The organism is Halomonas sp. H10-9-1 (assembly GCF_040147005.1).
In the GTDB taxonomy this organism is placed as follows: Bacteria; Pseudomonadota; Gammaproteobacteria; order Pseudomonadales; family Halomonadaceae; genus Halomonas.
Map to the genome: position 1 here is coordinate 2,802,572 of NZ_JAMSHO010000001.1, position 23,635 is coordinate 2,826,206.

The 23,635-nt window shown below is 63.1% G+C and carries 21 protein-coding genes and 1 pseudogene; 9 read left to right on the plus strand and 13 right to left on the minus strand.

Annotation, left to right across the window (positions count from 1 at the left end; translation table 11 throughout):
* Positions 1 to 15: 15 nt before the first annotated feature.
* The gene (ltaE, locus tag NFH66_RS12860; protein WP_349610618.1) at positions 16 to 1,029 is read left to right on the plus strand and encodes a low-specificity L-threonine aldolase; all 1,014 of its coding nucleotides are present in this window, start codon (positions 16 to 18) and stop codon (positions 1,027 to 1,029) included.
* Positions 1,026 to 1,721 carry a TVP38/TMEM64 family protein gene (locus NFH66_RS12865; RefSeq protein WP_349610619.1) on the plus strand — a complete coding sequence of 232 codons (696 nt, stop codon included), beginning with the start codon at positions 1,026 to 1,028 and terminating at the stop codon, positions 1,719 to 1,721. The genes ltaE and NFH66_RS12865 overlap by 4 nt, the downstream gene beginning before the upstream one ends.
* Here NFH66_RS12865 and NFH66_RS12870 read toward each other — a convergent pair whose 3' ends face one another.
* Positions 1,722 to 3,026 (minus strand): glycosyltransferase, encoded by a 1,305-nt coding sequence (locus tag NFH66_RS12870; protein ID WP_349610620.1) that lies wholly within the window; start codon positions 3,024 to 3,026, stop codon positions 1,722 to 1,724. It lies immediately after the preceding gene.
* Positions 3,027 to 3,141: 115 nt separating this feature from the next.
* Here NFH66_RS12870 and NFH66_RS12875 point away from each other — a divergent pair.
* From NFH66_RS12875 to NFH66_RS12900, 6 genes and pseudogenes are all read left to right on the plus strand, one after another.
* Positions 3,142 to 3,466 (plus strand): annotated as a pseudogene (locus NFH66_RS12875) (transposase); the annotation flags it as partial.
* Between the two features lie 467 nt (positions 3,467 to 3,933).
* The gene (locus tag NFH66_RS12880) at positions 3,934 to 5,790 is read left to right on the plus strand and encodes an ABC transporter ATP-binding protein (protein ID WP_349610621.1); all 1,857 of its coding nucleotides are present in this window, start codon (positions 3,934 to 3,936) and stop codon (positions 5,788 to 5,790) included.
* 99 nt (positions 5,791 to 5,889) lie between these two features.
* On the plus strand, positions 5,890 to 7,422 hold the full coding sequence (locus NFH66_RS12885; RefSeq protein WP_502878677.1) for an ABC transporter substrate-binding protein: 1,533 nt from the start codon (positions 5,890 to 5,892) through the stop codon (positions 7,420 to 7,422).
* 86 nt (positions 7,423 to 7,508) lie between these two features.
* Entirely contained in the window at positions 7,509 to 8,432 is a 924-nt protein-coding gene (locus tag NFH66_RS12890) for an ABC transporter permease (protein WP_349610623.1), read from the plus strand.
* Positions 8,433 to 8,435: 3 nt separating this feature from the next.
* Positions 8,436 to 9,287, plus strand: coding sequence for an ABC transporter permease (locus NFH66_RS12895; protein ID WP_349610624.1), 852 nt, complete (start codon positions 8,436 to 8,438; stop codon positions 9,285 to 9,287).
* Positions 9,284 to 11,044, plus strand: a complete 1,761-nt coding sequence (locus NFH66_RS12900; RefSeq protein ID WP_349610626.1) for a M14 family metallopeptidase — start codon at positions 9,284 to 9,286, stop codon at positions 11,042 to 11,044. The genes NFH66_RS12895 and NFH66_RS12900 overlap by 4 nt, the downstream gene beginning before the upstream one ends.
* A 69-nt stretch (positions 11,045 to 11,113) precedes the next feature.
* On the opposite strand, the gene NFH66_RS12905 is transcribed toward NFH66_RS12900, so the two are convergent.
* The 11 genes from NFH66_RS12905 to ltnD all read right to left on the minus strand — a co-directional run bounded on the left by NFH66_RS12905 (position 11,114) and on the right by ltnD (position 22,089).
* The gene (locus NFH66_RS12905; protein ID WP_349610627.1) at positions 11,114 to 11,959 is read right to left on the minus strand and encodes a DMT family transporter; all 846 of its coding nucleotides are present in this window, start codon (positions 11,957 to 11,959) and stop codon (positions 11,114 to 11,116) included.
* A 74-nt stretch (positions 11,960 to 12,033) separates the two neighbouring features.
* Positions 12,034 to 12,912, minus strand: coding sequence for an NAD(P)-dependent oxidoreductase (locus NFH66_RS12910; RefSeq protein ID WP_349610628.1), 879 nt, complete (start codon positions 12,910 to 12,912; stop codon positions 12,034 to 12,036).
* Between the two features lie 26 nt (positions 12,913 to 12,938).
* Positions 12,939 to 14,399 carry an aldehyde dehydrogenase family protein gene (locus tag NFH66_RS12915; RefSeq protein WP_349610629.1) on the minus strand — a complete coding sequence of 487 codons (1,461 nt, stop codon included), beginning with the start codon at positions 14,397 to 14,399 and terminating at the stop codon, positions 12,939 to 12,941.
* Between the two features lie 28 nt (positions 14,400 to 14,427).
* Entirely contained in the window at positions 14,428 to 15,702 is a 1,275-nt protein-coding gene (locus tag NFH66_RS12920) for a TRAP transporter large permease (protein WP_089676298.1), read from the minus strand.
* Complete coding sequence (locus NFH66_RS12925) at positions 15,699 to 16,247, minus strand: TRAP transporter small permease (RefSeq protein ID WP_349610630.1); 549 nt, start codon at positions 16,245 to 16,247, stop codon at positions 15,699 to 15,701. Before NFH66_RS12925 ends, NFH66_RS12920 begins: the two co-directional genes overlap by 4 nt.
* Before the next feature lie 62 nt (positions 16,248 to 16,309).
* A complete protein-coding gene (locus NFH66_RS12930; protein WP_349610632.1) occupies positions 16,310 to 17,302 on the minus strand; it encodes a TRAP transporter substrate-binding protein in 993 nt (330 codons plus the stop codon).
* Positions 17,303 to 17,348: 46 nt separating this feature from the next.
* A complete protein-coding gene (gene denD, locus NFH66_RS12935; RefSeq protein WP_349610633.1) occupies positions 17,349 to 18,311 on the minus strand; it encodes a D-erythronate dehydrogenase in 963 nt (320 codons plus the stop codon).
* A gap of 86 nt (positions 18,312 to 18,397) precedes the next feature.
* Complete coding sequence (otnI, locus tag NFH66_RS12940) at positions 18,398 to 19,195, minus strand: 2-oxo-tetronate isomerase (protein WP_349610634.1); 798 nt, start codon at positions 19,193 to 19,195, stop codon at positions 18,398 to 18,400.
* 10 nt (positions 19,196 to 19,205) lie between these two features.
* Positions 19,206 to 19,853 carry a 3-oxo-tetronate 4-phosphate decarboxylase gene (gene otnC / locus NFH66_RS12945; protein ID WP_349610635.1) on the minus strand — a complete coding sequence of 216 codons (648 nt, stop codon included), beginning with the start codon at positions 19,851 to 19,853 and terminating at the stop codon, positions 19,206 to 19,208.
* Positions 19,850 to 21,157 (minus strand): 3-oxo-tetronate kinase, encoded by a 1,308-nt coding sequence (gene otnK / locus NFH66_RS12950; protein WP_349610636.1) that lies wholly within the window; start codon positions 21,155 to 21,157, stop codon positions 19,850 to 19,852. Before otnK ends, otnC begins: the two co-directional genes overlap by 4 nt.
* Before the next feature lie 2 nt (positions 21,158 to 21,159).
* Entirely contained in the window at positions 21,160 to 22,089 is a 930-nt protein-coding gene (ltnD, locus tag NFH66_RS12955; protein ID WP_349610637.1) for an L-threonate dehydrogenase, read from the minus strand.
* Positions 22,090 to 22,216: 127 nt separating this feature from the next.
* On the opposite strand from ltnD, the gene NFH66_RS12960 reads away from it, so the two are divergent.
* Complete coding sequence (locus tag NFH66_RS12960; RefSeq protein WP_349610638.1) at positions 22,217 to 23,248, plus strand: LacI family DNA-binding transcriptional regulator; 1,032 nt, start codon at positions 22,217 to 22,219, stop codon at positions 23,246 to 23,248.
* 53 nt (positions 23,249 to 23,301) lie between these two features.
* Here NFH66_RS12960 and NFH66_RS12965 read toward each other — a convergent pair whose 3' ends face one another.
* Positions 23,302 to 23,520, minus strand: a complete 219-nt coding sequence (locus NFH66_RS12965) for a YMGG-like glycine zipper-containing protein (protein WP_349610639.1) — start codon at positions 23,518 to 23,520, stop codon at positions 23,302 to 23,304.
* Positions 23,521 to 23,635 lie beyond the last annotated feature (115 nt).

Here is a 23,635-nt window from a genome sequence, read left to right on the forward strand (position 1 = left end):
CCCCAGGAGGCGCCGATGATCGACCTGCGCAGCGATACCGTCACTCGTCCCAGCGCCGCCATGCGCGACGCGATGCACGCCGCCCCGGTGGGCGACGACGTCTGGGGCGACGACCCCAGCGTGGCGCGCTTCGAGGCCGCCGTGGCCGAACGCGCCGGCAAGGCCGCCGCCCTGCTCTTCCCCAGCGGCACCCAGGGCAACCTGGCCGCCCTGCTCGCCCACTGCCAGCGCGGCGACGAGTACCTCGCCGGCCAGCAGGCCCACACCTACAAGTACGAGGGCGGCGGCGCCGCGGTGCTCGGCGGCATCCAGCCCCAGCCGCTGGAGCACGCCGAGGACGGCTCGCTGCCCCTGGAGCGCATCCGCGCGGCGATCAAGCCCGACGACTTCCACTTCGCCCGCACCCGCCTGCTGGCGCTGGAGAACACCATCGGCGGTCGCGTGCTCGACCCCGACTACGTGGCGGCGGCCACCGCGCTGGCCCGGGAACACGGCCTCGCCACCCACCTCGACGGCGCCCGGCTGTTCAACGCCGCGGTGGCAAGCGACACCTCACTGGATGAGCTCTGCGCGCCCTTCGACTCGGTGTCGCTGTGCTTTTCCAAGGGGCTAGGCGCCCCGGTGGGCTCGGCCCTGGCGGGCTCCCGCGAGCTGATCGACAGCGCCCGGCGCTGGCGCAAGGTGCTGGGCGGCGGCATGCGCCAGTCCGGCATCATCGCCGCCGCCTGCCACCATGCGCTGGACCACCACGTGGCCGACCTCGCCGGCGATCATCGCCGCGCCGCGCGCCTGGCCGAGGGGATCCGCGCGTTGCCCGACCTCGAGGTGGCCTACCAGGCCACCAACATGGTGTTCCTGCGCGTGCCCGAGCGCCACGTCGCCCCGCTGCGCGCCTGGCTCGCCGAGCGCGGGATCCTGGTCGAGCTGCTCTACGCCACCCGCCTGGTGGTCCACCGCGACCTCGACGACGACGCCATCGAACAGGTGCTCGAGGCGCTGGGCGACTACCTGGCACAACAGCGGACATGAGGGCGTTGCGCCGCTTCCCCGCCGCGCTGTGGCTGCCGCTGGTGGTGGTGCTGACGCTGCTGCTCCTGGCGCTGGGCTGGCAGTGGCTGGCCCGGGAGGGAGTGCTGTCCCTGGAGGCGCTGCAGGCGCTGGCCGCCTCGGCCCCCAGCTGGCGCGACGCCCCTTGGGCAGTGCTGGTGGTGATGGCGGTCTACGCCGGTGCCTCGCTGGTGATGTTCCCGCTGAGCCTGCTGGTAGGCGCGACCGGGCTGCTGTTCGGCCCCTGGTGGGGCTTCGGCTACGCCCTGGCAGGCACCCTGGGCGCCTCGCTGGTCACCTGGTGGGTGGGCCGGCGCATCGGCCGCGAGGCTCTGCTGCGCCACGGCGGCAAGCGCCTCAGGGGGCTCTCGCGCTACCTCTCCGGCCGCGGCATCCGCACCATGACCGTCGTCAACCTGCTGCCGCTGGCCCCCTTCACCCTTACCAACATGATGGCCGGCGCCTTTCGTCTGCGCCTGCGCGACTACCTGGTGGGCTCGGCGCTGGGGATCGCCCCCGGGCTCGCCGGGGTCACGCTGCTGGGCAGCCAGCTGGGGGAGCTGGCCACCGCCGAGAGCCGCGGCGAGCTCGCCTGGGGTGCCGGAGGCCTGCTGCTGGCGGTGCTGCTGCTGGTGGCGCTCAAGCGCTGGGCCGATCGTCGCCGGTGGCGCTGATCACTTCGCCGGCCCGCCGGGCCACCAGTCCGGACGCTCCTCCTCCCAGGTGGCGTGGACCAGCTTGCCCAGCACCCGGCCACGATGGCGAAGCATCTGCCACTCCGCCCCCAGGCGGTGTCTCACCCGCTCCCAGCCCCCCTCCTCGGCATGGGTGAAGGGGCCACCGGCGGCGATGGCACGCCGGTAGACGTCGAGGCAGCGCTCGGCGCAGCGGGCCTCGTCGAAGGCCGCCGCGGTCCGCTGCGCCCCCTCTGCCAGGGGCGAGCGCGCCGCGGGCTCGACCAGCGCCGTCAGGGCCTCGGCCATCGCCTCGGCATCGTCGCCCTCCAGCAGGCGACCGTTCTCGCCGTCCCGCACCACCTCGCGCACCCCGGGGGCATCCAGGGCCACCACCGGCAGCCCGGTGGCCATCGCCTCGGCCACCACCATGCCCTGGGTCTCGCTGTGGGAGGCGAAGGCGAAGAGGTCCATGGCGTGGTAGGCATCGATCAGCGCCTGACCCTGCAGCCGCCCGGTGAAGTGCACCCTGGCACCGACCCCGGCCTCCTCGAAGCGCGCCTCCATGGCCGCTTGCGCCTCCCCCTCCCCCACCACCAGGCAGTGGAGGTGCGCGTCGCGTCCCAGCGCCAGGCCGATGGCGCGCGCCAGGAAGTCGAGGTTCTTCTCGAAGGCCAGCCGACCCAGGTGGCCGACCACGCAGGCCTCCTCGGGAATCCCCAGCCGCTCGCGCCAGGCCCGCCCGTCGCCCGCCGCGAAGCGGCGCGTGTCCACGCCGCTCGGCACCACGCTGATCGCCAGGTTGGTCCCGCGCTCGATCAGCAGCCGGCGGATGCTCTCGCTGGGCGCGATCACCTCGTCGCACAGCCGGGTGTACTCGGTGGCCAGCGCCACGGCGAAGCGCTGCATGCGCGGCGAGTCGCCGGGCACGTAGTGGGTGTAGTGCTCGTAGAGGGTGTGGTGGGTGAACACCAGCGGCAGGCCGTAGGTCTCGGCGGTGCGCGCCGCGGTGTCGCCGAGCAGGAAGGGGTGATGAGAGTGCACGATGTCCGGGTCGAAGGCCTCCACCGCCTCGTGGAGCTGACCGGGGATCGGCACCGGCAGCGAGAAGTCGCTGCCGTTGAAGTGCTGCACCGCCGCGACCCGCACCACGTCCTGCTCCGCCTCCGGCTGGCCATCCAGGCGCGGCGCCACCACCAGCACCCGGTGGCCGAGCTCGCGCAGGCTCACCGCCAGGCGCTGCACCGACTCGCTCACCCCGCCGACGATCGGCAGGTAGGTGTTGGTAAACATGATGACGTTCACGGCCGGGGGCTCCGCTGCTCGGGGTGAAGACAGTGTAACCCTCGTCGCCAGCCGTTCACACGACCGCAGGGGCAGGACGATCACACGGCGCACTCCATCGCGGTGCGCCCGCCATAGGGTCCTGGCGCCCTACCGCAAGCGCGGCAGCGCCGAGGCGCACATGTGCGAGGTGAAGTCGGCGCTCGAAGTACACCTCTCGTCGACCGATCGCGGCGCTTCCACCGTTCAGGACATGAGGGTGCGCAACGAGATGAGCCTGCAGCTCAGCCTCTACGCCTACCTGGTCTTGCATGGCCTGCGCTGCCCGCTGGAGCGGCAAACTCGGCAAGGCTGGAGCCTGAGTCGAATGCGCGAGCAGGTGCTCAAGGTTGCCGCCACGCTGAGACTGCTTGCTCGGCGCATCACCGTTCATCACGGGTGCCGCCGCCAACAAGTGCTAGCCGGCGCTGCTAAAAGGGCTGCCGAAGCTGACCGCACTGAGCTGACGCCCGGCGAGACCACCACAGCATCAGAACGCGAGCGACCGGAGCGGCGTCCGGCGATCACGACTGCTTGGATGGCCGAATTTGATTCCAAAAAGATATAAGAAGGCGGGAAGGCCGCGTAATGGCATTTTTCAACGGCCACTCGCGCTGAAGAGGCCGATCCTGAGAAGCGATGCCGCCAGCCAGCACCTTCAGACCGCCCGATCAGCACCCTCGTGAATGAGGCGAGTTCATGTCTGATGCATTACCCAGACTAGCCGAATTGACAAACAATTCACGTCATGGATAGAGTGACTAATGTTAGAGAAAATCAATGCTGAACTCGTATCCTGGCAGTGGCATCATTTTCAACAGTGCCAACTAACAACCAACACCATGCGCCACACCATCTTAAGCGCTGACTATTGGGAGGATCCATTCCCGTGACAACGGCACCCACTCTTTCGGTACGGTCACTGAGCGTGAATTTCGGATCCAATCGCGTAGTTGACAAGCTAAGCTTTGATGTTTTCCCCGGAAAAACCACCGCCATTGTTGGGGAGTCAGGGTCAGGGAAGTCGATGACTTCCTTGGCCATCATGCGATTGGTGGAATACCTCAACGCAACTATCAGCGAAGGGTCCATTCAATTTCGAAGTGAGGAAGGCACCTCTTCTCCTATTGAATTAACAACTCTGTCAGAAAACGACATGCGCAAGGTTCGTGGAAAAGACATTGCGATGATTTTCCAAGAACCAATGACATCATTGAACCCTGTCTATACCATCGGTGATCAAATCGCTGAAGTACTGATGCTTCACGAGAAGCACACCAAGAAATCAGCATATACCGAAGCCCAGAAACTCTTGGAACTGGTTCGCCTCCCGGATGCCGGAGCATTACTTGACCGATATCCTCACCAGCTTTCAGGAGGCATGCGCCAGCGCGTGATGATCGCCATGGCGCTGGCATGCAGGCCCAAAGTGCTGGTTGCTGACGAGCCCACCACGGCACTGGACGTCACGATACAGGCACAGATTCTGACCATCATGCGTGACTTGCAGCAAGAGTTAGGCATGGGCGTGATCTTCATTACCCACGATATGGGCGTGGTCGCCGAAATGGCCGATCAGGTCGTGGTAATGCGCAAAGGTAAAAAAGTAGAAGAAGGTACGGTGGAGAGCATCTTTTCCAAGCCAAGCCATCCATATACCCAAGCGCTGCTTGCCGCTGTGCCAAAACTCGGCAGCATGAAGGGTGAAACGTTTCCGCGCATGGATCCCTTGATCGAAATAGAAGGCGACACGACACGCACCGTCGGTGAGAGTCGACAACAGGACACCGCACGAACAAGTGAGCCACCCGTCGTAGAAATCGAAAACCTGATAACCCGGTTTGAAATACGTAAAGGTTTTTTTGGTGGGGTTAGTCACAGAGTTCACGCTGTGGAGAATGTCAGCTTCAACATTTACCCTGGAGAAACACTTGCGCTGGTAGGAGAATCAGGTTCCGGCAAATCAACCATAGGCAGAACCATACAAAAACTTCAAGAATCTACTAGCGGTGCTATAAGATTTAACGGCAAGAACATCGCCGATATGTCACGTATCGAAAAGATGAAACTCCGACAACAGGTACAATATGTCTTCCAGGACCCCTTTGCATCGCTTGACCCCAGGAAAACTGTAGGTTTTTCCATTGCGGAACCGATCCGCACACACGGACTGCTGAAAGGCAATCAACAGATCAAGGATCGTGTCAATGAATTACTTAAGCGCGTCGGGTTGACTGCCGCGCAGGCAGACCGATATCCGCATGAATTTTCGGGGGGGCAACGCCAGCGTATCTGCATTGCGAGAGCACTGGCGTGCAAACCAAAACTGATCATCGCTGATGAAGCACTTTCTGCTCTGGATGTATCAATCCAAGCTCAAATTATTCATTTGTTGATGGAACTGCAACAAGAAGAAGGCCTCGCCTACCTCTTCATCAGTCACGACATGGCGGTCGTAGAGAAGATGAGTCATCGAGTAGCGGTGCTTCACCTAGGCCAAATCGTGGAAATGGGTGAACGCCAAGCCGTCTTCGACAGCCCACAACACTCTTATACACGCAAGTTACTTAGCGCCGTACCAGTAGCGGACCCAAGCAAGCGACGCACACGAACCCTGCTACAAGGCGACATTCTCAGCCCAATCCGAAAAGTCGGTGATGAGCCGGAACATCTCACACTCATCGAACACGGGCCAGGCCACTTTGTGGCACAAGAACCAGAGAGTTCAGTAAGCTATGCTTCCTGAACTCTACTGTGGTGACACATACTCAACAACCACGTTGAGCTGTGTGGATATTAGACTCAAGCAATGTCTTGAGATGGACAAACCCAGGAGTCGAACATGTTGAAAATAAAGAAGACTGTGTTAGCAAGCCTCATTGCCGGCGCTGCGCTGGGAGTGTCGCTTTCCGCCACCGCGCAAGCGAGCTCGTTAACCTTGTCCTCGCCTCAGGATCCGGGCAGCTGGGATCCCATCGATACGTTTTTGGTGAACTGGGCATCCGTCGCGACCAATATTTTTGATGGATTAACCTACCGGGGCCCTGATCTTGAGCTCGTCCCTGGCCTCGCAACAGACTGGGAAGTGCTGGATGACGGCACGCGCATTCGCTTCACACTGCGTGAAGATGTCACCTTTCACAATGGTGAACCTTTCAATGCCGAAGCGGTGAAATTCACGTTTGATCGTTTGTTAGGTGATGAAGGTGCACAAGGGCCTCAGCGCTCAAATTATACTGCCATTGACAATGTTGAAGTCATAGACGACGTGACTGTCGACTTTCATTTGAATGAACCCGACCCAGTGCTGCTAACCAAGCTCGCAGGTTATGGGGCCATGATCGTGCCTCCGCAGTACATTACTGAACATGGTGATGATCACTTCAACACTAACCCGGTGGGAACGGGTCCATTCCAGGTTGTGGAGTATACACCCAGGGAATCGGTGGAACTTGAGGCCTTCGAAGATCACTGGGCAGGCGCACCAAAGCTAGACGAAGTGACGTATCGCTTTATCACAGAGCCCTCCACTGCGGTGGCAGAACTTCAGGCTGGCCGTGTTGATATCGTCATTCCGCCCACTATCCCCATTGGAATGATTGAAACGATAGAAAACGATGAAGACACACAGGTCATGAGTGTGGCTTCCCCTACCGTCGAAGCCATTCGATTCAATACGCAAAATGGTATTACGGCTGATGAGCGTGTCAGGAAAGCAATGATCATGGCTGTTGATCGACAGGCTATCATCGATGCCATTCTTGCTGGCGAAGGCCAAATGATTGCCAGCTTCCAAAGTGCTCAATCCTTTGGTAATGATCCGGAGATGGAACCGCTGCCGTATGACCCACAGCGTGCTAAGGAGCTGCTCAAGGAGGCAGGGGTAGAACCGGGCGCTAGTGTCCAAATTGATGTGCGAGGCAACGATGCCACCTTTGGCGAGGTAGCCCAGGTAGTGGCGTCTTATCTCCAAGCTGTCGGCATCAATGCCTCCATCCAGCCCTACGAAACCAATGTACTGCTCAACGACATCATTCCGCCAGGTCGCACTGGCGAAATGTTCCAGCAGAAATGGGGTGGCTGGACATTTGACTACGACAACACCGCCTATCTGATGTATCACACCGGCGAGCGTTGGAACCCGTACGACAGTGATGAAGAATTGGATGCAATGCTCGAAGAGCAGCGCAGTATTACGGACCAGGAAAAACGTGAAGACCTCCTGCAGTCGATTGCCCGCTATACGCAAGATAGAGCACTGGAAATGCCGCTCTACAGCATCAATGCCCTCTACGGTGTTCGCGACAGGGTACAAAACTTTGAACCTGCACCCGATAATCGTATTCGCCTGACCAACGTTGATGTAGCAGACGAATAATCGACGTCATGTAGCCGGCCTCATAGCGAGGCCGGGTATGTTTTTTCCCAACAGTCTATATATTTGGGATCAATTGAGAGGTCAAAGTGGCAAAGTTTCTTCTATACCGAATACTGCAAGCCATTTTTGTGGTGATAGCGGTCACGCTGATCGTCTCATTCGCTATTCGGTTGACCGGTGATCCTGCTGTCATGCTGGCACAAGGGGCAGGCAGCATCACCGAAGCGGATCTGGACAGAATTCGCGAAGCGCTGGGATTAAACCAACCATTCATCACACAATACCTTAATTTCTTGAAAGGCATTCTGGTAGGTGACTTTGGGCGAAGCTTCATGGGAGGCACACCGGTCAGTGACCTGATCAGTCGCGCCTTGCCAGCCACCCTCTCGTTGGCATTCGCCTCGCTATTGGTGTCTATCGTCGTCTCAATACCCTTGGGCATCAAAGCGGCCACATCCCGGGGCCGTTGGCCAGATCAAATGATCCGGATTTTTTCGCTAATCGGATTATCATTCCCGAACTTCTGGCTTGCCATCATGCTGGTACTGCTATTTTCCATTACATTTAACCTGCTACCACCGAGCGGTATGGAAGGTTTTGCCAGTTTTATCATGCCGGCTGTCACCATGGGCATTATCCTCACGGCCACCAATGTCCGGCTGGTCCGTACCACGATGCTGGAAACTCTGCGCTCGCAGTACATCATGGTGGCTCGCGCCAAAGGGCTGTCCAACACCAAGGTGTTGTATAAACATGCGCTGCGTAACTGTTCCATCCCGCTGATCACGTACTTTGGCCTTCAGTTTGGCGGCTTGTTGGGTGGCATTGTTGTGGTGGAACGTGTTTTCAATTGGCCCGGATTGGGCACATTAGCATTTGAAGCCGTCTCAGCACGTGACTATCCGGTCTTGCAAGGTGTAATCACAGTCCTTTCCCTGCTGATTATCTCCATCAACTTAGCGGTTGATATTGCGTACGGCCTGGTCGACCCCCGAGTGCGGAAGGATTAAACCATGACAACGGATGCAAAGACCAATAAGCTGCAGCGCTTTAAGAACCTAGAGTTTATACTCGGTATATTGCTGGTAGGTAGCATAGGCCTCGCCGTCATATTTTCTGGTTGGCTTTTCCCTGGTGGCTCCGAGCTTAATCTCGCCTATCGGTTAACCCCTCCGCTCGCTGAGCCAGCCTTTCCGCTTGGAACGGATCCACTAGGTCGTGACATCCTCACCCGTGTCATTATCGGTGGTGAGATTTCATTGAAGGTAGGCGTCTATTCGGCACTCGGCGCTGTCATTGTCGGCATTATCATGGGACTAGTATCAGGCTACTATGGTGGGTTTATTGACGTCATCGTCATGAGGTTTGCTGATGTACAGCTTGCCTTGCCGTTCATCTTGCTTGCCATCACTTTCATTGCGGTGATTGGTGGTGGCCTGACTAACATGATCATTCTTCTTATCATCTCGCAGTGGGTACAGTATGCCCGCCTGGTTAGGGGCTCAGTACTGTCATTACGAGACCGTGAGTTCATCTTGTCAGCCAAGGCGATAGGTGTGAATGATGTCAGAATCCTTTTCCAACATCTGCTACCCAACTTGATTGGTCCGGTAATCGTTTTAATGACGCTCAATGTGGCTAACAACATTCTTCTCGAAAGCAGCCTGACATTCCTGGGACTGGGGGTTGATCCCGTAATTCCCAGCTGGGGCGGCATGCTGGCAGAGGGCCGAACCTATCTTCAAACCGCATGGTGGGTCAGCGTATTTCCAGGTCTCGCCATTCTCTTCACGGTACTGGGGTTAAACCTTCTCGGCGACTGGCTACGGGATGCCCTTGATCCAACTGGACGGACTTCATTATGACCACATTCCTGCAAAATACGGCGTCTACGCTCTTGGAACGCGACTTCCCTCGGACGACACGTTCGCTGGTTGACGAGTACGCAACGGGTGAATACGAGGGTTACAGCCTAGATGCATGGGTATTCGATGACCGCCAGGAGCGTCAATGGGCAGAAAACACGCTGAAGAAGGCCGGCCTAAAGGCTCATGTACGCAGTGCATATAAACCCTTGGTGCATTTCTTCATTGAAGAGTTTACCTGGAACGACTTATCCAGTCTGACCATTGAATATCCTACCCTCGACAACGCACCACAGCGCTTCTTGTTGGAAGCGTATCCACTCTCGGCGATGTTACCTGATGGCGTCACGCTTCATTGGATAGCGATTGAGACCTCCACCCCGTACTACCGTGTGAAAGCAACGAGAGCGTCGGGAACCGACGATATCCATGTCGTCGCCGCACCTAATCGCCACCACACCGATCACGTGGGTCAGGCTCAGTGCTCACCCTGCGGCTGGCTGCAGCTAACCTCACCTGATGGCACTGTAGAACAACGTGAAGTACTGACAGATTATGAAGCGCTGTTTCAAAGTGCAATTCGTGTGATATCGCAGCACCCTTGGGGGGCTCATGCGCCTTACTTTGACACGCTGAAGTTCACTGTACACCTCCCCTGTCATGATCAACGTCTCAATTGGGGTGATGAGCATATCAGCCTTGCCGAGGCCCTCCACGAGGACCTTTACTTTTCCGTCCTTGAATACTTTCAGCACTACGCCGGGCTGCCGCTGGGAGACCGCTCCATTCAACCGGGCCAGATTGTCCCTGAGGTACTGACAAAAGGTAGTGCCCCCTACCTGGGGATTACCCTAGAGCCTCTAACACTTGCTGATCCCTCGCGCGAGCGCGTATCGCTTGATACGGCACAAAGTGCTCTCGGTGTTGAACAACTGACGGAGATACTTGATGCGCTGGGAGGCCAACCGCTAGAGGCCCAAACCCGTGCCGGTCGCCGCGTAAACGCGCGGTATATTGAGGGAAGTGATCGTCCCGTCATCATCAGTGCCGGGCAACATGCCAATGAGCCGTCTGGCATCGTTGGGGCGTTGCGGGCCGGAACCGCCCTATCGCAACGTCCCGGTGCGCATTTCGTGCTCTCTCCCTTGGAGAACCCGGATGGCTATGCCTTGCAAGGCCACCTGGTGGCATCACAGCCCCGCCACATGCACCATGCGGCGCGCTACACCGCTTTCGGTAACGATTTACAGAACCAACCACTGGGTGAGCCCTTCGAGCTGGCGATTCGCGAGCAAGCCGTTGCGACGTCCGGCCCAGCTCTCCACGTCAACCTGCATGGCTACCCTGCGCATGAATGGACTCGCCCCTTGACTGGCTATGTGCCACGGGGGTTTGACATGTGGACGATTCCCAAGGGTTTTTTTCTGATTGTGCGCCATCGGGCAGGTATGCAAAACGCAGCGGAACAGTTGATTGAGGCCGTCACACGTTCACTTTCCAAGGTACCCGGTCTCGTCGACTTCAATGCGACACAGGTGGCGCACTTCGAAGCCCATGCCGGGTCACTGACATTTCCCATGCGACATGGATTCCCCTACCTGCTAGCCGAGGACGACGACCAGCTCACGCCCTTAATGCTCATCACCGAGTACCCCGATGAAACACTGAGCGGCCACGCCTTCGTTCAAGCGCATACTGCACAGATGGAAACTGTGCTCAGTGCCTACACGGCCTATCAGGATTTGCGATTTGAGTAGCGCGATACCATGAAACGGCTCTCGGGGTGTTGTAGCACCCCGAGGACTCGGCAACGGATGGAGATGGCGTTATTCGAGCGATACACGCTTACGTATGTTGAGCTCCAACTGACGCTCATATAATCCTTTCGCTGTCAGCGTCCCCAGCACCAGGGCGCCGCCCAACAGCGCCACGGCACTGGGCTGCTCACCCAGGATGCCCCAGGCCCACAGCGTGCCCATCACCACCTCGTGCAACAGCAGCAGGCCCACCTCGGCCGCCGGCAAGTAGAGCGGCCCGCGCTGCAGCAGGGTGACACCGACCGGCACGATGAACAGGCACAGCAGCAGGACATAGGCGCCGCTTTGCAGGCCGGGCAGAGGTAGCTGCCCTCTGCCAATCAGCAGCACCAGCGCCGCCCCGCTGCCGACGATCAGGCCGTTGAACACCAGCATGGGGCTCATGTCGATCCCCGGTCGGCGTCGGCACAGCGTGAAGTTGAGCGCCAGTGTCGTCGCGGCTATCAGGGCGAAGCCGTTGCCAAGCCAGCTTCCCGCGCCGGCATCATCGATCACGATCATGCCGATACCCAGCATGCAGGCACCGATCGCCAGCCAGGTGCGCCGCGGCAACCGCTCGTCGAGGATGAGGCGCGAGAGCAGCGCCGCGATCAGGGGCGCGGCGGCAAGGATCATCAGGACATTGCCGGCCTTGGTGTACTGGTTGCCCAGCACGAAGCCGCAGGTGGTCAGGCTGAACAGCAGGGCCACGGCGATGCCGGTGCCGCCGCATCGGCGATAGATGCCCAGGGTGCCGCGCCCATGACGGGCCAGGGTAATCAGGAAGAAGCCCAGCCCGGAGAGAAAGCCTCGCCACATCAGGATCTCGGCATCGGGCAGCGCGGCAAGCTTGATCAGCAAGGCATCGGGGGACATGACAAGGGCTCCGCCACCGGTCAGGAGCAGGCCCTGCTGCCGGTGGGAGAGCCCCGATGAAGCCCCTGGCGCCATCAGCAGCGGGTATCGGCCAGCACGCCGATCACCTCGGGCACCAGCAGGTCCTGTGGCTCGACGCCACGATACAGCCCCTCCACCGCCAGGGCGACGTCACGCCGCGCCCCCAGCGCTTCCGTCATCGCGTGGTAGTAGCCCAGGTCCTTGGTGGCATTGGCCACGCTGAACCGGAACCCGGAGGCGTCACCGCTCTCGATGAAGGGACGCAGGCGCTCGAATACCACGCCGCCGCCCCCGCCCTTGCCCAGCACCTCGAGCAGCGCGGCATCGTCGATGCCTGCCTGGCGAGAGGCCGCGGTCGCCTCGGCGAGTACCGCCGAGAAGCCCAGGGAGACGAAGTTGTGCAGCAGCTTCAGGGTATGACCGGCGCTGACCTCGCCGGCATGGGCGATGTTCTCGGCGAAGGTCTCGAGCAGTGGCCGGGTGGCGGTGAACAGCGCCTCCGGGGCCCCGACGATCAGGTTCAGCCTTCCCTCCTCGGCCTCCTTAGGCGTCCGAGTCATGGCGGCATCCATGAAGCGGCCCCCCGCCTCGGCGATGCGCTCGGCAATGGCCCGGGTGGCACTCGGGATGGCCGTCGAACAGTCGATGACCAGGGCGCCTTCTCGCAATCCCTCTGACACGCCATCGGTATCGAAGAGCACGCTCTCCACCTGGGGGGTGCCCGTCACGCAGAGAATGACCACCTCCGAGCGCTCGGCCACCTCGCGCGGCGTGGCCGCCAACGTGCCACCGGCCGACAGCAGGTCGTCCAGCGGCTGATTGCCGGGGTGATCCAGAATGACCAGGGGATAGCCGGCCTTCAGGATATTGCGGGCGATACCGTGCCCCATCAGGCCCGCCCCGATCAGGCCTATGCGCTGACGATTCTCCATGCGTTTCTCCTCTCCTGTCCGTGGCCTCAGCCGTGGTGCAATGCCACCGTCTTGATTCGTGTGTAACTGCGCAGACCCTCGAACCCCTTTTCGCGACCATGGCCGGAACGGCCCACGCCGCCGAAGGGCAGCTCGATGCCGCCGGCGGCCCCATAATTGTTGACGAATACCTGGCCGCTGCGGATCCCCTTCGCCAGTCGCAGCTGACGGCCACCATCGCGTGTCCAGATGCCGGCACACAGACCGAAGTCCGTTGCATTGGCAAGCGAGAGCGCCTCTGCCTCGTCATCGAAGACCTGGACCGCCAGCACCGGGCCGAAGAGCTCCTCGCGTAGCACCTCGTGGCCTGCGGGGATATCGGTCAACACCCTAGGGGCCACGAAGTGCCCCCCTGCCGGCGCCCCCTCTGCGATCCGGCCCTGGGCCAGGGAGCGGATGCCATCACGGGCCGCCGCCTCCAGCCGTGCCTCCAGCTTGGCCTTCTGCCGGGCGTTGATCAGCGGACCACAGTCGGCGTCGGCCTCCCCCACGTCACAACGCAGCGCCGAGAAGCGTTCGGCAAGCCGTTCCAGCACCCGGTCGGCGATCGACCGCTGCACCAGCAGGCGGCTTCCGGCCGAGCACGTCTGACCAGCATTCTGGATGATGCCACGCACCAGGAAGGGCAGCGCGGCGTCGAGGTCAACATCTGCGAACACCAGCTGGGGCGACTTGCCCCCCAGCTCCATGGTCACCGGCACATGATGCTCGGCGGCCGCCTGGGTCACCAGGGTGCCCGTCTCCGGTGACCCGGTAAACGACAGGTGGTCAACCTCCGGATGCGCCGACAGCGCGGCGCCCGCCTCGTGTCCCAGGCCGGGCACGAGGTTGAGCGCGCCGGGTGGCAGCCCTTGCTCCACCGCCAGCTCCGCCAGTCGCAGCACGCTGAGGCAGGCATCCTCCGCCGGCTTGAGCACCACGGTGTTACCCGCCGCCAGGGCCGCCGCCACGCAGCGCCCGAAGATCTGGGCAGGGTAATTCCAGGGGATGATCTGCGCACAGACCCCATAGGGTTCACGCAGGGTCATGACCGCGAAGTCATTCTCGAACGGGATGGTCTCGCCATGCAGCTTGTCGGCGGCACCGCCGTAGAACCGGAAGTAGCGCGCGCAGGCGGTGATATCCCCCCGCGCCTGGGTCATCGGCTTTCCGGTGTCGGCACACTCGAGACGGGCCAGGCGTTCATGATCCGCCTCGATGGCGGCGGCGAACCCCAGCAACCATTCGCTGCGGCGCCGTGCCGTCCAGGACGCCCACTCGCCCAGTTCACCGCTGAAGGCCTGGCGCGCCGCCTGAACGGCCGCCCCCACCTCAGCGGCCTGGCAGCGTGCTATCCGTGTGATGACCTCGCCGTAGGACGGCGTCTCCACCTCCAGGGTATGCGGCGTGGTGACCCACTCCCCACCGATCAACGCCTGCGGGCGGGGGTACTCGAGCGGTTCCGTCATCTGTCACTCCTTGTTGTTGTCGACGATATCAATAGAGCAGATCCACCAGCCCCAGGGAGATCCAGGGCATGTAGGTGATGGCCAGCAGACAGGCCAGCACCACCAGCACAAACCTCACCAGCCAGGGCAGCAGCTGGTCGATAGAGAGCTTGGCCACCGCGCAGGCGGCGAACAGGTTCACGCCCAACGGCGGGGTGAACATGCCGAGCGCCAGGTTGACCACCACGATCAGCCCGAAGTGGACCGGGTCGATCCCGTACTGCATCGCGATCGGGGTGAAGATGGGCGCGAGCACCAGGATGGCGGCGGAGGTCTCGATGAACATGCCGATCACCAGCAGCATGACGTTGACCGCCAGCAGGAAGGTCCAGGGGCTCTCGAAGACCTGGGTGACCCACCCCGCCACCTGGGTCGGCAACCCCGAACGGCTGATCAGGAAGCTGAACAGCGCCGCGGCCGAGATGATCAGCATCACCGCCGCGGTGGAGATCACGCTCTCCTTGAGGATGGGCACCAGCTCCGCCCAGCTGAGCTCGCGGTAGACCAGCCCGCCCACCACCAGGGCGTAGACCACGGCGACGGCGGACGCCTCGGTGGGGGTGAACACCCCGCCGTAGATCCCTCCGATCACCACCACCGGCATCAGCATCGCGGCCCAGGCTCGCTTGAACGCGGTCGGGAAGGCCTCCCGGTCCTCCCGATCCTTGAGGCCGTAGCCCCGGACCTTGCAGAACAGGTAGAGGAACAGCAGCAACGCGCCCCCGATCAGCAGCCCGGGACCAATACCCGCGATGAACAGCTTGCCGATCGAGGTATCGGTGCTGACGCCGTAGAGGATCAGCGGGATCGACGGGGGAATCAGCACCCCAAGCTCGGCCGAGGAGGCCTGGATCGAGGCCGCCAGCGGCCGAGGGTAGTCATGCTTGACCATCGCCGGGATCAGGATGGAGCCGATGGCGAAGGTCGTCGCCACGCTGGATCCCGACACCGCGGCAAACATCATGCAGGTGAGCACGCAGGTCATGGCCAACCCGCCCTGCAGGCCACCGACGATGGACTTGGCCAGATCGACCAGGCGCCGCGAGATGCCCCCCGCCGCCATCAGGTTACCGGCCAGGATGAAGAACGGGATCGCCATCAGCGGGAAGTGGTCGATGCCGACAAACATCTGCTGGGGGACCAGCAGCAGGGGCAGGCGCGAGAAGAACTCGATGCCGATGATCGAGGCCAGCACGATCGAGACGGCAATCGGCACGCCCAGGGCAAACAGGATGATCAGCGACAGGCCGATGGCAGCATTCATGGGGTATCACTCCTCTCTGCCACGATGGGCGTTTCCTGCAGGGTGTCTTCGGTCACCGGGCCGATCTGGTCGATGCCCAGTGCCTGGGCAACGAGGCGGGCCAGCACGGCGATCAAGGCGAACGCAGAGCCCACCGGCATGGCGGCATAGGCCCAGGCGATGGAGATCTCGAGGCCGGAGAGCATCTGGTTGCGCACGCGCAGCATCATGGCGATGCCGAACACGATCAGCACCACCAGCACGATGGCACAGCACAGCGCGATGAAAGCCTCGAGCCAGATCAGCCTGCGACGGGGAAGCAGGCGATAGATGACCTCCACCGACATCATGAAACCACCACGAAACCCGGCGGCCGCGCCGAGGAAGACGCACCAGATCATGGTCGAACGCGAGATCACCTCGGACCAGGTCGACGGCGCGTCGAACACGAAGCGGGTCAGCACCTGGTAGAAGCCCAGGCTGACGGAGATGATCAGCATCACGATTGCGCCGAGCAGCGCCAGACGTGTCGTCTGCTGCTCGAGGCGCAGAAAGAGTCGCAGCATTACGGCCACCTTTCGCTATGGGGCTCCCGGCCCTGAATGGGCCGGGCTATCGTCATGGCGGGTCAGCAGTCGCTGGCACGAATGCGGTCCAGCATCTCGCTGCCGTACTGCTCGGTGTAGATCTCGTAGGCCGGCTGTACCGCTTCCTGGAAGGGAGCCTTGTCGATCTCCGTCTCGACGCTCATACCGTTCTCGCGCAGCAGCGCAATACCTTCACGCTCGAGGCGCGAGACCTCTTCACGCGTCGCCTCCGCGGCAGCCCGGGATGCCTCGACGAACCAGCCACGCTCCTCGTCGGAGAGGCCGTCGAGCAGGATCGGCGAGCCCAGCACGGCGGCCGGCGAGTAGACGTGACCGGTCAGTGACAGGTGGTCCTGTACCTCCCAGAACTTGGTGGCCACGATGACGGTGATCGGGTTCTCCTGGCCGTCCACGGTACCCTGCTGAAGTGCGGTGAACACCTCCGGGAACGCCATGGGCGTCGGATGCACGCCCATCTGCTCGAAGGCCGCCATATGCACCTTATTCTCCATGGTGCGCACCTTGAGGCCTTCGGCATCCGACGGCGTCTTGACGGAGCGCTGGCTGTTGGTCATGTGGCGGAAACCGTTTTCCGACCAGGCCAGCCCCACGATGTCGTGATCGCTCATCTTGTCGAGCAGTTCCTGGCCGATCTCGCTGTCCAGCACACAGCGTGCCTGGTCGTAGTCCTCGAACAGGAACGGCAGGTCGAGAACGTAGGTTTCCGGCACGAAGTTGCCGAGCGGCCCGGTGGAGGTGATCACGACATCCACCGTACCGATCTGCAGCCCCTCGATCATCGCGCGCTCGCCGCCCAGCGCCCCGGCGGTATGCTCGACTACCTCGAACTCGCCATCACTCAGGCGCTCGAGGGTCTCCTTGAAGGCATCGGCACCCACGGAGTAGTGGGAGCTGTCCGACAGGGCGTGCCCCAGGTTGACGGTCTGCGCCGCCTGGGCATGCAGGGCCAGAAAGGCCAGGCTGGCACCGGTGATGGCGGTGGTAAGCGTCTTGCGTGCAAAGTGAGCTGTCATTGTTATCACCTCGGTTGGGTTGGACACGCTTGAGTGACCCCGGGGGTCAGTGGCGCTCTTCCTGAAACGCCTGGAGGATGTCGCGAAAGTCCCTGTCGCGCGCGAAGCCCAGCGCAGCGGCGCGCCGGGTATGGAATCGGGTGGGCCAGCCGCCCACGATGGTCTGGATCTGCGTATCCGGCTCGTGGCGAATCCGCTCGACCGCCTGCGGGCCAGCCACCTCCCCCAGGGTTTCGATCATCTCGGCGACGCTGACGGTGATACCGGGCAGCATGAAGGCGCGAAACGGGCCGAGCGCCTCGCCGTCGATCTCGGCGCCGTGCACCAGGGCATCGACGACCTTGCCGGGCGACATGACGAAGAGCTCGAGCTCCGTAGGTACCGGGCAGATGGCCTCTTCTCCGCTCAAGGGCTCGCGCATGATGCTGGAGGCGAAGCTTGAGGCGGCGGCATTGGGCCGGCCGGGACGGATCACGATGGTCGGCAGCCGCAACACCAGGCCATCGACCAGGCCACGCCGGCTGTAGTCGTTGATCAACAGCTCGCAGATGGCCTTCTGTGCGCCATAGGAGTTCTGGGGATGGAGCGCCGTCATGTCGTCGAGCGTCTCCGGCAGCTCGCCGCCGTAGGCCGCGACGGAGCTCGCCATGATCAGGCGTGTTGCCGCCAGATCACGCTGTCGGCACCCCTCGAGCAGGGCCCGGGTGGCGTCCAGGTTGACGGCAAGGCCAAGGTCGAGATCGGCCTCGGCCGCCGAGCTGACCACCGCCGCCAGGTGGTAGATCACGTCCGGTCGCGCGTCGAGCATCGCGTCGAAGGCCCCGTCCGCGGTGATGTCGCACGCCTGGGTAACCACCTCGACACCCGACCCGCCGGGCGCCTCGGCCTCCACCTGGTCGAGCAGCGTAAGCCTCGTGATGGCGTGCCCGCGCAGCTCTCCGCGATCGAGTAGCCGTTGGATCAGGCGTTGTCCGAGAAAGCCGGCGGCGCCGGTAACCGCGATATGCATGGCCTTTGCGTCCTCTGATGGTAGTGGTAGTAGTCGTGGTAATGCGGGTAGGAACCGATGACCGGAACATGTCCGTGGGCCTTGTGTCAGCCCGACCTCAGCCCGAAGGCCTCGCCCCACGCCAGCCCCGATCGGGTAGCGGCGGCGGGCCGGTACTCGCAGCCGATCCAGCCCTCATAGCCCAGCGCCTCCAGGCGCTCGAAGAGGGCGGGATAGTGCACCTCCCCACGGTCCGGCTCATGGCGCTCCGGCACACCGGCGATCTGGACATGGCCGATGTCACCGAACTGGCGCTCGAGGTGGCGTGTCAGGTCCCCGTCCATGACCTGGCAGTGATAGAGGTCGAACTGCAGGCGCAGGTTGGGCTCTCCCACCGCCTCCAGCACCGCCATCGCCTGGGCCTGGCGCGACAGGAAGAACCCCGGCATGTCGCGCGTGTTGATCGGCTCGATCAACACCTCGCGCCCGAGGCGGGCCGCCTCGCGGGCGGCAAAGCGCAGATTCTCGATATAGGTGGCCTGGTGCGCCTGGCGGGTCGGCGCGTCCGCGCCTTCCGGGAGCAGGCCCGCCATCGCATGCACCCGAGGACAGTCGAGGGCTTCGGCATAACGCAGTGCCTCTACCACCGAGTCGCGAAACTCGGCCTCGCGACCGGGCAGGCTGGCCAGGCCACGCTCCCCGGCCTCCCAGTCGCCCGGCGGCAGGTTGAACAGCACCTGCTGCAAATGGTTCGCCTGAAGGGCATCCCGCAGGGTGTCGGGGGAGTAGGCATAGGGGAAGAGGTACTCCACGCCACGAAACCCGGCCTCGGATGCGGCAGCGAAGCGCTCCAGGAAATCATGTTCGGTGAACAGCATGCTCAGGTTGGCCGCCAGGCGAATCATCTCGGTCTCCTCAATCGCGGGGAAAACGGGCTTCCAGCTCGGCCACCTGCTCGGGCGTCAAGGCACGAGGGTTGCGGCCTTGCAGCAGCAGGAAGAGCTTGGCGGTCTCCTCGAGCTCCTCGGTGGCATAGACGGCCGCCTCGAGGCTCTTGCCCGCCACGACGGGTCCGTGGTTGGCCAGCAGCACGGCGCTATGCTTGCCGGCCAGGCCGCGCACCGCATCACCCAGCGTGGGGTCGCCGGGCACGTGATAGGGCACCAGCGGCAGCCGGCCCACGCGCATCACGTAGTAGGCGGTCAGCGGGGGGATGCAGTCGCAGGGATCGATATCGGGCAGGCACGACACCGCCACCGAGTGCGTCGAGTGCAGGTGCACGATCGCCCCGGACTGGGGGCGCTCGGCATACATGGCCATGTGCAGGAAGTGCTCCTTGGTGGGCTTATCGCCATCCAGCCACTCCCCTTGGCGGTCCAGCCGCGAGAGCGTGGCGGGGTCCAGACGCCCCAGGCAGGCATTGGTGGGCGTCATCAGCCAGCCGCCGTCCTCGGTGCGCACGCTGATATTGCCGCTCGAGCCCATGGTGAGCCCGCGGTCGAACAGCGATTGCCCCAGGGTGGCGATCCGTTCGCGCAGCCGGGTCTCGTGATCACGGCTCATGGGCTGCCCTCCCCGCCGGTCATCTCTTCCAGCACCTCGAAGGCACGGGTGAAGAAGTCTTCCCCCCCGAAATTACCGGACTTCAGCGCCAGGGAGAGCGGCGCCTCGCGGCCCGGCACGGGCGCCTGGGTCCAAGGCACCCCCGGATCGATCTGCCCACCGATGCGCAGCTGACGCACCCCCAGCGCCGACACCACCGCGCCGGAGGTCTCGCCACCGGCGACCACCAGCCGGCCGACGCCCTCCTCTACCAGGCGGCTGGCGAGCTGCCCCATGGCGTGTTCCACCAGCTCGCCCGCTCTCGCGACCCCCAGCGCCGCCTGCGCCGCCGTGACGCGCTCGGGATCGGCAGAGGCATACACCAGCACGGGGCCACCCGATGCCAGGCGCTCGCGGGCGAAGGCCAGCGCCTCGGCCAGGTGCGCGTCTCCCTCCGCCAGTGCCAGCGGATCCAGGGAGATACCAGGATGCTGTTTCAGGAAGTGCGCCACCTGGGAGAGGGTGGCGCGGGAGCAGCTTCCCGAGATTACCAGGGCACGGCCCGACGCCCTGGCCAGTCGCCCCGGGTCGGCAACCGGCTCGAGCCAACCACGCCGGCGATACTGCTCCGGCAGTGCCTGGCCGAGCCCGGAGCCACCAGTGACCAGCGGGGTGTCCACCAGCGCTGCGGCGAGCACATCGAGATCACCGTCGTCGAGGGTGTCGCAGATCACGTGACGGACCCGTTGCTCTCTCAGGGCATCCAGATGGCGGCGCGTGGCGCTAGCCCCCTGCGACAGGACCTGGCGTGACACAAGGCCGACCGGATGGGGCGTCTGATGCCCGAGGAAGCGCACCAGGTCCGCATCCGTCATGGGATTGAGTGGGTGGTGTTCCATGCCGCTCTCGTTGAGCAGCCGGTCACCGACAAAGAGGTGGCCCTGGTAGACGGTGCGGCCGTTGACGGGAAAGGCGGGTACCATGACGGTCTGGTCACTCGCCAGCCGCTCCAGCAAGGCATCGGCGACGGGGCCGATGTTGCCGGCCTGCGTGGAATCGAATGTCGAGCAGTACTTGAAGAAGATCTGGCGGGCGCCATGCGCCTGCAGCCACTCCAGCGCGGACAGAGACTCCGCCACCGCCTCCTCGGCCGGCGTGGAGCGTGACTTCAGGGCAACCACCACGGCATCGACCTCGGACGGCTCGACGGAGGCATCGGGAACGCCCAGTACCTGCACGCAACGCATGCCGGCCCTCACCAGATTGTTGGCCAGGTCGGTCGCGCCGGTGAAGTCGTCGGCGATGGCGCCAAGCAGCAGTGTCATGGTCAGGCCCCCTGCGGATCATTGGCAGCGGCGGGCAGGTCGATCCCCGAAAGGCGCTGGTAGACCTTGATCACCGCGGCATCGTCCTCGCGCCCGAAACCGGCGCCCCTGGCCGCCGTGAACTGCTGAAGCGCGCTGGACGCCACCGGTGTGGGCAGCGCCAGGTCCCGCCCGGTCTCGTGCACCAGGTTGAGATCCTTGACGAAGATGTCGACGGCCGAGAGCGGCGTGTAGTCCCCCTTGAGGATGTGAGGGACCCGATTCTCGAACATCCAGGAGTTGCCCGCCGAGTGGGTGATGACCTCGTACACCGTCTCGGGATCGAGCCCGAGGCGGATGCCAAGCGCCATCGCCTCCGCGGCGGTGGCGATATGGACCCCGGCGAGCAACTGGTTGACCAGCTTCATGCTGGAGCCGACACCCGCGCTTTCGCCCAGGCGGTAGACGGTGGTGGCCATGGCCTCCAGAACGGGTTCGGCCTTCTCGAAGGCGCCATGGTCACCGGAGGCCATCACCGACAGCTCACCGCTGCGTGCCTTGGCGGCGCCACCGCTGACGGGAGCATCCAGCATCGACAGCCCCAGGCCTCCCAAGCGCGCCCCCAGTTCACGGGCGAAGGCGGGGGCAACGGTGGCGCACTGGATCACCAGGCTCCCCGGCGCCAGGTGCCACGCCACTCCCTGCTCACCGAACAGCACCGACTCGACCTGGTGAGCATTGACCACCAGCACCACCACGACATGGCATTCGGCCAGACGAGAGGGCAGCGCAACGCTGCGCCCACCACCGGCGGCGAAGGCCTGACGGGCCTGTTCGGTGATGTCGCAGCCCACGACATCGAGGCCGCGCTCATGAAGCGCCAGTGCGGTGCCTTTGCCCATGGCACCCAGGCCGATCACGCCGATTTTCAGGCCATGCTTTAGTTGGCTCACCTGGCTCCCCCGTCGTGGTGTTATTGCTTGTTTTAGGGTTCAGCTGGTAGCGCTAACATGTTAGCGCTAACATCTTTGTAGAGGATCGCTCCTCACCCAGCAAGCGCCACGACAGGGAGTGCGACCAATGTCTAAACAATCGCCTCGACCACGTCACCGCAAGGGGTCGGATCAGCCCACCCTGGCTCAGGTCGCTGACATGGCCGGGGTCTCCTCGATCACGGCATCCCGGGCATTGAATGCCCCGGAGCGGGTCAATGACGCGACGCGTCAGCGTGTGCTGGATGCCATGGATCGCCTGGGCTATGTCCCCAACCTCGTGGCGGGTAGCCTCGCCTCCTCGCGTTCACGCTTCATCGCCGTCATCGTGCCATCGCTGGTCAACACGGTGTTCATCGAGGTGATCAAGGGCTTGCAGTCCACCTTCGAGGCGGCGGGCTACCAGATCCTGCTGGGTAACACGGATTACGATATCGAGCGCGAGCACCGACTGGTCAGGACCTTCCTGGGCTGGTCCTGCTCTGCACTGGTCACCGCCGGGCTTCGCCATACCGATGCCTGCCGCAAGCTCCTGAAAGACTGCGACCGCCCGGTGATGGAGGTGATGGAGCTGGGCGAGGCCCTTGACCTCAACGTGGGGTTCGACCATAGGGAGGCAGGACGCGCCATGGCGCGCCACCTGGTCGACAAGGGGTATCGGCGCCCGCTCTTCGTGGGTGCCAGGCTAGAAGACGACTATCGGGCACAGATGCGCTATCACGGCCATGCCGAGATCTTGGAGGCGGCCGGCATTCGCCCAAGGGTGCTGGAGCTCGACCGGCTGGGCAGCCTGGAAGCGGGAGCCACCGGTCTCGAGCGGGCAAGGCGCGAGGCCCCCGAGGCCGATGCGATCCATTTTGCCAACGACGACCTCGCCAGCGGCGCCCTCCTCCACGCCCTGCGGCTCGGTATAGGGGTGCCGGATGACGTGGCGATCGCGGGCTTCAATGGCCTCCCGCTCGGGCAGTTCATTACCCCGCGCCTGACCACCATCCAGTCACCCCGGGATACCATCGGCCGACTGGCGGCGCAGGAACTCCTCAAGCGTCTGGAAGGCAAGCGTGTCACCCGTCGTCAGCATGATGTCGGGTTCGAGCTGGTGGAGGGAGACAGTACCTGAGAGTTGACGCAGCCGATCCCGCCATGGGGGATCGGCTGTGCCACACTCACTTATCAGTCATCATCGACCTGGTGGCCGATAACGCCGCCAACCACGGCACCGCCGATGGTACCGGCCGTGCTGCCGCCCGTCAGGATCGAGCCACCGACGGCACCGGCACCCGCACCGAGGGCAGTGTTCCTGTCCTGCGTCGACATCCCGGAGCACGCCGCGAGGCCCAGCATAAGGGATACCGCCAATGCACCAAGCGTCAATCTTTGCGTCCTGTTCATCATCCACCTCCATAAGTACCCGTCGCACGCCGCGACATCGTGGCCGAAAGCCAAGTGATACAACGCCCTGTGCACTACCATTCGTGTCCTAGCGACTCTACTTTGTGGCTGAAGT